This is a genomic window from Amycolatopsis magusensis (assembly GCF_017875555.1).
GTDB lineage: Bacteria > Actinomycetota > Actinomycetes > Mycobacteriales > Pseudonocardiaceae > Amycolatopsis > Amycolatopsis magusensis.
In genome coordinates, this window is the sequence record NZ_JAGGMS010000001.1 from 5814980 (window position 1) to 5827199 (window position 12220).

At 70.5% G+C, this 12220-nt stretch carries 14 protein-coding genes and 1 pseudogene; 11 read left to right on the forward strand and 4 right to left on the reverse strand.

Going from position 1 to position 12220, the window contains the following annotated elements; genetic code table 11:
* Positions 1 to 248 precede the first annotated feature (248 nt).
* Positions 249 to 803 carry a DoxX family protein gene (locus JOM49_RS25860; RefSeq protein ID WP_209666822.1) on the reverse strand — a complete coding sequence of 185 codons (555 nt, stop codon included), beginning with the start codon at positions 801 to 803 and terminating at the stop codon, positions 249 to 251.
* Positions 804 to 960: 157 nt separating this feature from the next.
* Here JOM49_RS25860 and JOM49_RS25865 point away from each other — a divergent pair, with 157 nt between their 5' ends.
* Both JOM49_RS25865 and JOM49_RS25870 read left to right on the forward strand, forming a co-directional pair.
* Positions 961 to 1512: a CBS domain-containing protein gene (locus JOM49_RS25865; RefSeq protein WP_209666823.1), complete on the forward strand. Its 552-nt coding sequence runs from the start codon at positions 961 to 963 to the stop codon at positions 1510 to 1512.
* 86 nt (positions 1513 to 1598) lie between these two features.
* Positions 1599 to 1982, forward strand: a pseudogene (locus JOM49_RS25870) (CBS domain-containing protein); the annotation flags it as partial.
* A 74-nt stretch (positions 1983 to 2056) separates the two neighbouring features.
* On the opposite strand, the gene JOM49_RS43275 reads toward JOM49_RS25870, so the two are convergent.
* On the reverse strand, positions 2057 to 2224 hold the full coding sequence (locus JOM49_RS43275; protein WP_209671595.1) for a glyceraldehyde 3-phosphate dehydrogenase NAD-binding domain-containing protein: 168 nt from the start codon (positions 2222 to 2224) through the stop codon (positions 2057 to 2059).
* A gap of 219 nt (positions 2225 to 2443) precedes the next feature.
* Between JOM49_RS43275 and JOM49_RS25880 the strand changes: the two genes are divergently transcribed.
* The 8 genes from JOM49_RS25880 to JOM49_RS25915 all read left to right on the forward strand — a co-directional run bounded on the left by JOM49_RS25880 (position 2444) and on the right by JOM49_RS25915 (position 8814).
* Positions 2444 to 3379, forward strand: a complete 936-nt coding sequence (locus JOM49_RS25880) for an Acg family FMN-binding oxidoreductase (RefSeq protein ID WP_209666825.1) — start codon at positions 2444 to 2446, stop codon at positions 3377 to 3379.
* Positions 3376 to 4278, forward strand: coding sequence for a universal stress protein (locus JOM49_RS25885; RefSeq protein WP_209666826.1), 903 nt, complete (start codon positions 3376 to 3378; stop codon positions 4276 to 4278). The genes JOM49_RS25880 and JOM49_RS25885 overlap by 4 nt, the downstream gene beginning before the upstream one ends.
* A 95-nt stretch (positions 4279 to 4373) precedes the next feature.
* Positions 4374 to 4916: an Rv1733c family protein gene (locus tag JOM49_RS25890; RefSeq protein ID WP_443626253.1), complete on the forward strand. Its 543-nt coding sequence runs from the start codon at positions 4374 to 4376 to the stop codon at positions 4914 to 4916.
* Positions 4917 to 4958: 42 nt separating this feature from the next.
* On the forward strand, positions 4959 to 5855 hold the full coding sequence (locus JOM49_RS25895) for a universal stress protein (protein WP_245369472.1): 897 nt from the start codon (positions 4959 to 4961) through the stop codon (positions 5853 to 5855).
* Between the two features lie 38 nt (positions 5856 to 5893).
* Entirely contained in the window at positions 5894 to 6559 is a 666-nt protein-coding gene (locus JOM49_RS25900; RefSeq protein ID WP_209666828.1) for a CBS domain-containing protein, read from the forward strand.
* A gap of 3 nt (positions 6560 to 6562) precedes the next feature.
* Positions 6563 to 7174, forward strand: a complete 612-nt coding sequence (locus JOM49_RS25905) for a CBS domain-containing protein (protein ID WP_209666829.1) — start codon at positions 6563 to 6565, stop codon at positions 7172 to 7174.
* Entirely contained in the window at positions 7174 to 8064 is an 891-nt protein-coding gene (locus JOM49_RS25910) for a universal stress protein (RefSeq protein WP_209666830.1), read from the forward strand. Before JOM49_RS25905 ends, JOM49_RS25910 begins: the two co-directional genes overlap by 1 nt.
* 96 nt (positions 8065 to 8160) lie before the next feature.
* Positions 8161 to 8814: a response regulator gene (locus JOM49_RS25915; RefSeq protein WP_209666831.1), complete on the forward strand. Its 654-nt coding sequence runs from the start codon at positions 8161 to 8163 to the stop codon at positions 8812 to 8814.
* On the opposite strand, the gene JOM49_RS25920 is transcribed toward JOM49_RS25915, so the two are convergent.
* Positions 8811 to 9788: an Acg family FMN-binding oxidoreductase gene (locus JOM49_RS25920; protein WP_209666832.1), complete on the reverse strand. Its 978-nt coding sequence runs from the start codon at positions 9786 to 9788 to the stop codon at positions 8811 to 8813. The genes JOM49_RS25915 and JOM49_RS25920 overlap by 4 nt on opposite strands.
* A gap of 145 nt (positions 9789 to 9933) precedes the next feature.
* On the opposite strand from JOM49_RS25920, the gene JOM49_RS25925 reads away from it, so the two are divergent.
* Positions 9934 to 11685 carry a sensor histidine kinase gene (locus JOM49_RS25925; RefSeq protein WP_308158869.1) on the forward strand — a complete coding sequence of 584 codons (1752 nt, stop codon included), beginning with the start codon at positions 9934 to 9936 and terminating at the stop codon, positions 11683 to 11685.
* Between the two features lie 19 nt (positions 11686 to 11704).
* Here JOM49_RS25925 and JOM49_RS25930 read toward each other — a convergent pair whose 3' ends face one another.
* The gene (locus JOM49_RS25930; RefSeq protein ID WP_209666834.1) at positions 11705 to 12166 is read right to left on the reverse strand and encodes a universal stress protein; all 462 of its coding nucleotides are present in this window, start codon (positions 12164 to 12166) and stop codon (positions 11705 to 11707) included.
* Positions 12167 to 12220 lie beyond the last annotated feature (54 nt).

Here is a 12220-nt window from a genome sequence, read left to right on the forward strand (position 1 = left end):
GAGCTGACGGAGTTGTCGCAGCCTTCGCCGCCCAGGTTGTTGCGGCTGCCGTAGGGCTCCAGCCGAAAGCGCGTTGTCGGCGTAGTTGAGGTCGCTCAGGCCGAACATGTAGATCTCGCCGGTGAGGTTGTACCCGTCGCACCGCACCGTAAATCCCTTCAGACACAGCCGAGATCCGCTGGTCAACGAGGCAAGCTGAACGGGCACCACCCGCCCGTTAGGCAGGTGGTGCCCGCGACAGTCCGGGATCACAGCAGCCAGCGCTTGTCCCCGGCGATCTGGGCCCAGCGGTGGCCCAGGCCCCAGGTGTGCCCGGCGTAGACGGCCGCGAGCACGATAAGCACGAGCGCGTAGATCAGGTGGTACTCGATGAGCGGGTTCGTGGACCGGGTGGCTTCGCCGGTGTCGGTGAACCGCGCGGGCGGCCATTCCGCGACCCACATCAGCAGCATCATCAAGGTGCCGGTCACCGCGGCGATGCGCAGGCCGATGCCCAGCACGAGCGCGACGCCGATGCCGAGCAGGCCGGCCATGAACAGCCAGTCGGCCCACCAGGCACCGGCCCAGCCACGCAGCGTCTCGGCGAACGGTCCACTGTGGACGCCGGAGAGGAACCCCTCGGTCGGCGAACCACCGCTGAGCCAGGCCTTCGCCGAAGGGGTGGCGTAACCCCAGCCGAACGCCTTGTCCGCGAAGGCCCACAGGAACAGCAGACCGGTGGCGATGCGCAGCACGGCGATCGACTGCCCGGCCGGGGTGGAGATGCGGGTCGGATCGACGACGGCGGCTTCTCGGACTGACATGGCGAACTCCTGTCTCGTGGGAGATTCCAGGATGTTCCGGTGCTTTCCGCCGCGTCCGGAGGCGAAAGTCACCACAGCCGATGACGATGGACCGCCGCCCGCGGGCGGCTCTGCTTTGTACCGTCCGAAGGGTCCTTCGAGGAGCGAGGAGCGGTACATGTTGGCACGAGAGATCATGACGCGGCCCGCGGTGGCGGTCTCGCCGGGAACGCCGGTGCGCGAAGCGACCGCGATGCTGATCGAGCACGGATTCGCCGGAATGCCGGTGGTCAACGAGGACGAGCAGGTGGTCGGGGTGTTCACCGAGGCCGACGCCCTGCGCGCCGACTTCGGCGCCGCCACGGCGACGGTGGACGCGGTGATGGCCAAGCCGGTGGAGGTGGTGTCGCCGGACACCGACGTGGCCGAGATCGCCCGGCACATGCTGATCGATCGCCTCCGGTGCATTCCCGTCGTCGAGGAGGGCGTGCTGGCCGGGGTGATCAGCAGGCGGGACCTGCTGCGCCCGCTGGTCCGTCACGACGACGCGATCGTCGCGCACCTCCACGCGCTGCTCGACGACTACTCCGGTCACCGCAAGCGCTGGTCGGTCGACGTGGTCGGTGGCGTGGTCAGCGTGGGCGGCGGATTCGCCGATGCGGCGGAACGGCAGACGATCCGGGCGCTCGCCCACACCGTGCCCGGCGTCTCCCAGGTCGAACTGCACTGAAGCCAGCGGGTACGAGGTCGTGATGCGCAAACACGCGTGCGGGATGTGATGACCACGGACGTGCGCACCGTCAGGAAACCACGCCGTTCAAGGATGTGACCCGGATACTCGCCGGCAACGAAGTGACCGCGCTGCCGGTGGTCGATGGGGACGATGCCGAGGAAGTCGCCGGGATCGTGTCCGAAGCAGACTTGCTGCCCAAGCAGTTCCGGCCGGAAGGGCCGAGCTGGCGGGTGCTGTTCTCACCACGCCGGGAAAAGGCGGCTGGGCGCGTCGCGGCGGTCAGTCGCCCTGATCTGATCCGGGTCTTCGTGCGCACGGACGCCGAGTTGCACGACGAGATCGTGCACGAGGTCTTCGAGCGCGCACTGTGCCAGCCGAGCCCCGCGGGAGTTTCGGTGAAGGACGGGGTCGTGACGCTCGGGGGACGGTTGAGCGCAAGAGCATGCTGCCTCTGGCCGTTTCGCTGACCCGGCGCGTCATGTTCACCGCCGCGGACCGGGCCCGGCGCGGGTCCTTGTGCGGCCCGTCCAGCAGCGACTGGTCACTTCCACGGGGGCGGGGAGCTGCCGTAGGTCGAGTCGTACTCCAGCAGGTGCGCGAGGGTTTCGGCGGAGGTGAGGTCGTTCACCCCCACCACGTCGATCCGCCGTTCTGGCTGGGCCAGCACCCCTCGCAGGAGGTCGCGCCCGATCCTGCCGAAACCGTTGATACCAAAGCCTTGGGGTCATCGTCGCTCCTGGTTGGTGGGCCGGGCCACGATGTTCGCCGCGCGGTGGCGGCCCGGCACAGGGCCGAAGTTCCCGATCGGCGGGGACCAAGTGCCGGCGCGGGAACAGCTGTGCCGAAAGGCCCTCGCGGTGGTGACGCGGGTCCCTGTCCGCGTGCGGCCCCGGTGACGAGAGTGGACCGGGTGAACGGAGGTCGGATGATGAACTGGTCCAGTGCGGAGATCGGGGTGCTGGCGCACGCGGTCAGCCGGGCGCCGTCGGTGCACGACACCAAGCCGTGGTCGCTCGAGCCACGCGGTGACGTCGTCGAGTTGTTCGAGCGCTTCGACGTGTCGCTGCCGCGCCACGATCCGACCGGTCGCGATCGCGTGATTTCCTGCGGTGCGGCTCTGGCCAACCTGGAACTGGCCGTGCGGGCGCTTGGCTGGGACGCGCAAACGGCGTTGTTCCCCCAGCCGGGGCGCGGGGACCTGGTGGCGCAGGTGCGGGCGTCGGGACGGGCGGCGGTCACCGAGCTGACTTCGGCGCGCTACTCGGCGATCTTCCGGCGGCACAGCCATCGCGAACCGTTCCGGTTGCGCCGGGTGCCGGTCCGCCGCCTGCGAGCGCTGACCGGGGCGGCGAGCGAACCGGGCGTGCAAGCCCGGTTGATCGATCCCCGGACCGAGACCGCGCCGCTGGCCGATCTGCTGGAGTACGCGGCCGAGGTGTTGAAGGACGATCGCGCGTACCAGCGGGAGCTGACCGCGTGGCTCAGCCTGCCGCCGGGAGCCGCCGAACGGACCAGCCTGCCGTGGGCGGGATTGGTGCGCCGCGGTACCCGGGTGCCCGATCGCATCACCTTCGCTTCCCGGCTCGCCCAGGAGGGCCTGCTGGTGGTGCTCACCCCGGACGACACCCGGCGGGACCATCTGCACGCCGGTGCGGCCGCGCAGCGGATCTGGCTGGACGCCGTGGCCGGGGGCCTGGTGGCGTCCGTGGTGACCCAGCCGCTGCACCTGCCCGAGGTCCGCGCCGGGCTGATCGAACAGCTCGGCCTGGCGGGCTACCCCCAGCTGATCCTGCGGGTCGGCTACCCGGCCGAGGCCGTGCCCGAGCCCGTGAAGCTGCCCGTAGTTCAGGAGGAAGCCCGATGAACACCATGACGAACCGACCCGTGGTCGCCGGTGTGGACGGATCCGTGTCCGCACTGCACGCCGTGCGCTGGGCAGCCAAGGAGGCCGTGCGACGCGAGAAGCCACTGCGGCTGGTCCACGCCTGTTTCGTGCCGCCGAAACCGCCGCACGTGCCGGTGGCGCTGCCCCGCGAGTACGGCGAGGCGCTGATCGAGCAGGGCCACGAATGGCTGGCCGAAGCGGCGACGGCGGCCAGGTCGGTCGACGACCGCGTCGAGGTCGACACCGATCTGCGCGTCGGTGCCGCCGCGGAGACGCTCACCACGGCATCCGCGGAAGCGGACCTGGTGGTGCTGGGTTCGCGCGGGCTCGGTGGGTTCAGCGGGCTGCTCGTCGGTTCGGTTTCGGTGGCGCTGGCGCACCACGGGCAGTGTCCGGTGGTGGTCGTGCGCGGCCGGACACCGGAGTCGGCACCTCCGGAAACGGGTCCGATCGTGGTCGGCGTGGACAACTCGGCGAACTGCGACGCCGCGCTCGACTTCGCCTTCGCCAGTGCCGCCGCGCTGGAGGTGCCGCTGCTCGCGGTGCACACCTGGAACGACCTGTCACTCGAACACGGCTGGCCCGTCATGCCGATGCAACTGGACTACACGCGGATCGGTGAAGACGAAGAGCGGGGACTGACCGCGCACTTGACCGCCTGGCGCGAAAAGTACCCCGAAGTGCGACTCGTCGAGCGGTCGGTGCGCGACCGGCCGGTCCGCGGCCTGCTGAAGGCGGCCGAAGGCGCGCAGCTGCTCGTGGTCGGTTCGCACGGCCGCGGTGGCTTCGCCGGCATGTGCCTCGGCTCGACCAGCCAGTCGCTGCTGCACCACAGCACCTGCCCGGTCGCGGTGCTCCGGCCCGACACCAGTCGTTGAGGAAGACGTCCGCGGTGGTGTGGTGCCTTGGCCCACCACACCACCGCGGCCCATGCCGCGGCACTGGACGAATCCGAGGGAATGGGCGTGCGGTGATGAACACGACGTGGGGCGCCCCCGCCCGACCACGGAGTCCAGGGGCACGGGGGCTGGACCGGCTCGAAGCCGCTGTGCTGCGTGCGCTGACACTGGTGGTTCTGCTCTCCGCGCCAGCGGCGGTGCTCGTCGGGCTGGAGTTCCACGCCGAGCGGAGCTCGGTGATCGCGCACCAGATCGCGACCCGGTACCCGGCCACCGCGGTACTGCTGGCGGACGCTCCGGCCGCCGGAACAGCGGTGGAGACCCCGGCCTCCTGGGTGACCGCGGGAGGACTGGCGCGGGAGGGCACCGTGCTCGCCGGGCAGCGGACTCCGGCGGGCACCCGGGTGCCGATCTGGCTGGACGAGCACGACGATCCCGTCACGCCACCGGAAGCGCCGTCGAACGCGGTGGTGGCGGCCGTCGCGATCACCGTGCTGGGCTGGCTGGGCGTGGTCGGCCTGTGCGGGCTCTGCCGCCTGCTTTTGGCTGACTCGCTGGCCAAAGTCCCACGGAGAAGGGAAGAACGGCCGCATTCCCGGCACCCTTCCCGTCACTAGCTTCGAGTCGTCGGCAATGGAGCGAAGGCGGAGGAAGTGGCGATGAGCGTGTCACCCACGGGAAACCCACCGGTGCTGGTGGCGGTCGACGGTTCGGAACCGGCCTTGGCCGCGACGCGGTGGGCGGTGGAGGAGGCTGTCCGCCTGCACGCGCCACTGATGATCCTCAGCGCCTACGGGCTCGACGACGTCTCCTTCGCGATGCGGGTGTACCCGCCGATGGAATGGCTGGAAGCCAAGAAGGAAGCCGCGGAACACATGGTGCGCGACGCCGCGGCGGTCGCCGCCGAGATGGCGCCCGGCCTGCCGGTACACACCCGCGTGAGCCCGCTCGGGTCGGTGTCCGTCCTGCGTGAGTTGTCGTGCCACGTGCGCATGCTGGTGCTCGGCGAGCCGGGCGGGGCGGTGAGCGGGCTGATCGTGGGTTCCACGTCGATCCCGGTCCTGGCCGGTGCCGACTGCCCGGTGGTCATCGTGCGCGGTCGCGACCGCGGCCGCCCGCAGGAAGGCCCGGTGGTCGTCGGCGTCGACGGAAGCCCGAACAGCGAAGCCGCGATCGCGCAGGGCTTCGCCGAAGCTTCCGCCCGGAACGCCCCGCTGGTCGCCGTGCACACGTGGCACGACGGCGACACCGAAGTCCTGTTCAGCCAGAGCCGCGCGCGGTTCGACTGGGAGCCGCTCCACGAGACCGAGCAGCGGGTGCTCGCCGAGCGGCTGGCGGGCTGGCGGGAGCAGTACCCCGACGTCGCCGTGGAGCGCGTCGTGCTGCAGGACAAACCCCGGCACCGCCTGCTCGAGTGGAGTGAGAAGGCCCGGCTGATCGTCGTCGGCAGCCGGGGCCGTGGCGGGTTCACCGGCCTGCTGCTCGGATCCACCAGCCAGGCGCTGGCCCACCACGCCGACTGCACCGTCATGGTGGTCCGCCACCGCGCCGCCTGAATCCACCGGAACTGCCTGAGACAGGAACGGAAGAAGCCATGGACCCGAACACCGTCGCCGCGGTGATGACCCCCGACCCGGTCACCGTCCCGCTCGGCGCCACCTTCAAGGAGATCGCGGAACGGATGGCCGAGCACCGGATCAGCGCCGTCGGCGTGGTCGACGGCGCGGGCCTGCTGGCCGGCGTCGTGTCCGAGGCCGACCTGCTCGCGCACTACCGGCCGTGGCCGGAGCCGCGGCACCGCCTGTGGCGGCGGCCGTCCCATCGGCTGGAGCGGCGGAAGGCGGAAGCGCGCGTCGCGGCCGAGTTGATGAGCGCGCCCGCGCTGACCGTGGACGCCGGGAATTCGCTGGCCACCGCGGCGGGCAGGTTCGCCGAGACGAAGGTCCGCCGCCTGTTCGTGGTGAGCGACGGCGAGCCGGTCGGTGTGCTGGCCCGCCACGACCTGATCGGCGTGTTCGCCCGGGACGACGCCGAGATCCGGCACGAAATCGAAAGCCGGGTGCTGGCGGGGGAGTTGTCGCTCGGACCGGACCGCGTGCGGGTGGCCGTGGAGCACGGGGTGGTCACCGTGGTGGGCCGGGTGGAGCGGCGCAGTGAGGTGACGCCGGTGGCCAGGCTGATCGAGCAGGTGCGCGGTGTGGTCGTCGTGGACAACCGCCTCGACTACGTCTGGCTGGACACCACGAAGACGGGGAGCTGACCCATGCGTGCTCGCGAGCTGATGAGTTCCCCGGTGCTCACCGTGCGGCCGGAAACCACCGCCAAGGAGGCAGCCGGCCTGCTGGCCGAGCACCGTTTCACCGCCTTGCCGGTGGTCGACGACGACGATCGGCTGATCGGCATCGTCACCGAAGCCGACCTGATCCGGGACCGCGTGCCCCGCGACACCCGCTACCAGCACCGCGATCCGGCCCGGCCGGTACCCGATTCGGCCGTCGGGTCGCTGATGACCTCGCCCGCCGTCGCGATGGGCACCGGCGCCGACGTGGCCGACCTCTGCCGCGCCCTGCTCGACGACCGCATCCGCGCGATGCCCATTGTGGACGGTGCCGCCGTGGTCGGCATCGTGACCAGGGGAGACGTGGTGCGGGCGCTGGCCCGCAGTGACCACGACATCGCCGCCGACGTCCGGCACCACCTGGAGATCTACGGCGGTGGCGGGCGCTGGAAGGTCGAGGTGCGGGACGGCAAGGTCCGGATCACCGACGCCTACGACAGCGAGACCGATCGGCACGTGGCCACGCTGCTGGCCAAGTCCGTCCCCGGCGTGATCGACGCCGACACCGTTTCCGAGACCGCAGAAGGACGTGTGTGATGGAGAACAAGATCGTTGTCGGCGTGGACGGTTCACCCGGTGCCGAAAGCGCTGTGCGCTGGGCGGCCGAGACCGCGCACCGGCGCCACTTCGGCCTGCACCTCGTGCACGGCCTGCGCCTGGCCGAGTTGTACTACGGGGGTGGGCTGGCGGGACCGGCCACCTTCCTCGATCCACTGCGTGAGGCGGGACGGCAGCTGCTTGACGACGCCGAGGCGACCGCACGGTCGGTGGCCGGGGATCTCACCATCTCCACGGCGATGCCGGTCGATCCGCCCGTGCCGCTGCTGATCGAGTTGTCCCGTGAAGCCCGCATGGTCGTGCTCGGGCACAGTGGCCGGACCGCCTTCAGCGGTATGCGCGTCGGCTCGACCACGGCCGCGGTGGCCAGTCACGGGCACTGCCCGGTCGTGGTGGTCCGGCCCAGGGACGAGGGCGGCGAGGTGCCGGTCTCGGGACCGGTGGTGGTGGGTATCGACGGCAGCCCGAACAGCGAGCAGGCGCTGGCCACCGCCTTCGAAGAGGCCGCATCGCGTGAAGCGCCACTGGTCGCCCTGCACGCTTGGAGCGATGTCACCTACGAAGACTTCTACGGCACCGCACGGCTGCCCACGCCGTGGGAGACCATCGAGGCGGAGGAGCAGCGGCTGCTCGCCCAGCGGCTGGCCGGCTGGCAGGAGAAGTACCCGCAGGTCGAGGTCCGGCGCGAACTCGTGCGTGACCAGCCACGCCACGCACTGCTGGACCTGTCCGCCGAAGCGCGGTTGCTGGTCGTGGGCAGCCGGGGCCGTGGCGGGTTCACCGGCCTGCTGCTCGGGTCCACGAGCCAGGCCCTGATCCAGCACGCCCGGTGCCCGGTGCTCGTGGTGCGCCCCGAAAAGGGCAAGTGAGGCAGGAGCGGGACTTCTGCCGTCGGTGAAGGACTTTGGTCACCACCGGAACGACCTCCGGCGCCGTAGGCTGCTCAGCGGTGGAAGGAGGCGTCGATGCTGCGGGTGTTTCTGGTGGACGACCACGAGGTCGTGCGGCGTGGTGTCGCCGACATGCTCGACGAAGAGGCCGACTTCGAGGTGATCGGGCAGGCGTCGAGTGTGTCCGAGGCGCTGGCCCGCATCCCGGCGCTGCGGCCGGACGTGGCTGTGCTCGACGTCCGGCTGCCGGACGGCAACGGCGTGGAACTGGCCAGGGAGCTTCGCTCGAAGCTCCCTGGCCTCAACTGTTTGATGCTCACGTCCTACACCGACGAGCAGGCGATGCTCGACGCCATCATGGCCGGTGCCAGCGGCTACGTGATCAAGGACATCAAGGGTATGGACCTGGTGTCCGCGGTCCGCGAGGTCGGCGCCGGCCGTTCGCTGCTGGACGCTCGTGCGGCCGCGACGCTGATGGCCAAGCTCCGCGAGAGCACGGAGAAGAAGGGGCCGCTCGCGCAGCTCAGCGACCAGGAGCGGACCCTGCTGGAACTGATCGGCGAGGGGTTGACCAACCGGGAGATCTCCGAGCGGATGTTCCTGGCCGAGAAGACGGTGAAGAACTACGTGTCCAGGCTGCTGACCAAGTTGGGGCTGCAGCGCCGGACCCAGGCCGCGGTGCTGGCCACCGAACTGCGCGGGCAGGCGGCCCGGGATGCCGAGGGTTAAGCGCTGAGCAGGCGGTCGTCGAGCAGGACCTCGGTCAGTGGCCGGCGCGGTGTCCAGGTCGCCGGGGAGCCGTAGCCGACTCGGAGCACCATCTGCGGCCAGAGCCCGCCTCCCAGCAGTTGCCGCAGTTCGCGGCGCGCGCTGGGAACCTCGACGGGCTGGGAGATGAAGGACGCGTCGAGTCCGGCGGCGGTGGCGGTGAGCAGCAGCCGCTGCATGGCCTGCCCGGCGCGGAGTCGGTCGATGGGGTCGTCACCGAACGAGCCGAGCACCACGATGAACGGTTCTCCCGGCGGTCCACCGTGCCCCTGCGGGCCGGTGGCCTCGCCGAAGTCCCGTAGTGCCCAGTTGTCGTTGCCGGCCGCGCGCACGGGGACCCCGTCGCGCGAGTGGTTCGCCCGGCCGGTCCACTGGCGCCATTCGGCCAGGAACGCGGAGTCCGCCAGCTGGGCCTCGTGTGCCTGCTCCACCAAACCGCGAAGCCGCTCGCGCTGGGGAGAATCGAGCACCGGCATCCACGCGTGCTCCGCTTCCGCGGCGTGGCGCAGGTTCGCGATCACCGCCGGGGGCACCCGTGCCGCCCGGAACGGCTGGCGGTTGGTGTGCCGATGGGGGATCGCCTTGGCCAGTACGGAGTAACGAGCGTCGGCGGCGTGCGCGGCGAAGGGGCGCACCACCGCGAGCAGCGTGGGTTCGTCCCGCCGGGGGCGCAGCACGGTGGCCGGATGCGTGCCCAGTGCGTGGATCGCTGTGCGCAGGTTGAACAGGGCGGCGCCACACGACAGCAGTAGTTCGCGCTGGTCCGGGTCGGTGGCCGGCAGGACACGGGAGACGTCGGCGTGCAATTCGATGCCGCCGGGTGTGCAGCGGAAGAGCCACGGCTGGGTGTTGTGCGTCGAAGGCGCCAGCACGGCCGCGCGGAGTACGGACTCCACCTGGTCCGAGCCGAGTCGTCCGACCGAGGTGAGTCGCATGGTCTCTTCTTCCTCTGGAACCCGATCAGCGGCAGACTGGCCGCGGAGAACAAGGTCTACTGTCCCCGGGCCACCGCGGGCGAATAAGAGGAGAACGTCACCTGCGTTGCGATGTACGTCCCCGACCGAATCGAGGGACCGCGAAGTGAACAGCGAATCGGCACACGAGGGAAGTGAGGGCGGCGCCCGGAAAGTCACCGGCACGCTGTCCCAACTGCGGGTCCGGGAAGTACTGCGAGATCTGCAGGACCGCATCGAGTTGCTGATCGATACCCGCGACAAGATGGACGGTCTGCTCGACGCCGTGCTCGCGGTCGCCTCCGGCCTCGAACTCGACACCACCCTGAGACGGATCGTGCAGGCTGCCATCGATCTCGGTGAAGCCAAGTACGGAGCACTCGGTGTGCTCGCGGACGACACGTCGCTCGCCGAGTTCGTCTACATCGGAATCGACGAGCAGTCGCGGGAGCGGATCGGGCACCTCCCCGAAGGGCACGGAGTGCTCGGGCTGGTGATCGACGAGGCGAAACCGTTGCGGTTGGACGAGATCTCACGTCACCCGGCTTCGGTCGGCTTTCCGCCGAACCACCCGCCGATGCACTCGTTCCTCGGTGTCCCGGTCCGGGTGCGGGATGAGGTGTTCGGCAACCTGTACCTGACCGAGAAGAAGGACGGGGAACAGTTCACCGAGGACGACGAGGTGGTCCTGCAGGCGCTGGCCGCCGCGGCCGGTATCGCGATCGAGAACGCGCACCTCTACGAACAGGCCAGGATCCGGCAGCAGTGGCAGGCCGCGACCAGCGAGGTGACCACCGAGCTGCTGGCGGGCACGGACCCGGCCGACGCGCTCAACCTCATCGCCAGCCGGGCGCTGGAGTTGACCGGCTCCGACATGACGGTGCTCGCGCTGCCGTCCGGTCAGCTGGACTCCGAGGAATGGGACGACGCCGCCGAGGAACTCACGGTGGTCGTCTGCGCGGGTGCGCGCGCGGACGAGCTGACCGGTGCCCGGATCGACATCGGATCGTCGATACCCGGCCAGGTGTACCAGGACCGCACCCCGCGCAACGTCACCGAGCTGGTCCTGCACCACGCGCCGGCTGAAGCCTCCCGGTTCGGGCCGTCCCTGGTGGTGCCGTTGCGTGCGGGTGAACGGACCTCCGGGGTGCTGATGGCGGCCCGCGAGGTCGGGGCACCCGCCTTCGCCGCGGACCAGTTGCCGGTGATCGCCTCGTTCGCCGATCAGGCGGCGCTGGCCCTGCAGCTGGCGACGCAGCAGCGCACGGCGCGTGAGCTGGATGTGCTCGCGGATCGGGACCGCATCGCCCGTGACCTGCACGACCACGTCATCCAGCGGTTGTTCGCCGTCGGTCTGGCGATGCAGAGCACCCACCGGCGGGCCAAATCCCCGGACCTGCAGCGACGGCTGGGGGAGAGCATCGATCAGCTGCACGAGATCGTGGGTGAGATCCGCACGGCGATCTTCGACCTGCACGGCGGGGCTGCGGGGCAGACCGGGCAACGGCTGCGGAACCGGCTGCACGACGCCATCGCGGAGCTGACCGAGTCGAGCGAGGTGCACCCGACGGTCAGCATGTCCGGCACGCTCGACGCGGTGCCCCAGCACTTGGCCGAGCACGCCGAGGCGGTGGTCCGGGAGGGCGTGAGCAACGCGGTCCGGCACGCCCGCGCGGCGAACCTCCTGGTGAACGTGGCCGTCCGGGACGGCAAGATGTCCATCAACGTCAGCGATGACGGGGTCGGAATCCCGCCCAGCGTGGCGCCGAGCGGATTGCGCAACCTGCGTGAACGCGCCGAGCAACTGGGCGGGACTTTCGTGCTGGGCCAGCGCGACGGTGGTGGAACTCAGCTGGATTGGCTCGTACCGCTGCGTTGACCGCCTGACAGGCCGATGTTCAAACGCGTGCTGCGGCTTCCCCCGTGATGACGGTGACGGGGCAGCGGGCGTAGCGGATGCATTCCCGCGAGACGCTGCCGAGCAGCAGTTCGCTCGTCGCGGAGCCGCCGTGCGCGCCGATGACCAGGAGGTCGGCGTGGGCCGAAGCGGTGACCAGCTCGGTGGCGGCGTCGCCCTGGGCGGTAGTCACGGCCACCGGTGCCGACCCGGGCACCGCTGCACGGAGCCGCTCGACGTGGTCCGCGGGGGAGTAGTCGCGAAGCTGGGTCGGGCCGCGACCGTGCGGCTGGAACGCGAAGCTCGTGCCCGGTAGCAGGCCCTCGTCGGGGACCACGATGATCGCCTTGACTTGATCTCCGGGCCGGGCCAGCGCCCTCAGCGTCCAGCGCAAGGCCGCGTCGCTCGTCGCCGAGCCGTCGACGCCGACCAGGATCACACGGCCGTCCTCGGGTGTGCCCATGGTGTGTCCTTTCTCCGTGCCTTTCCGCGAGAGCTTGCTTCAGGCCGTGCCTGC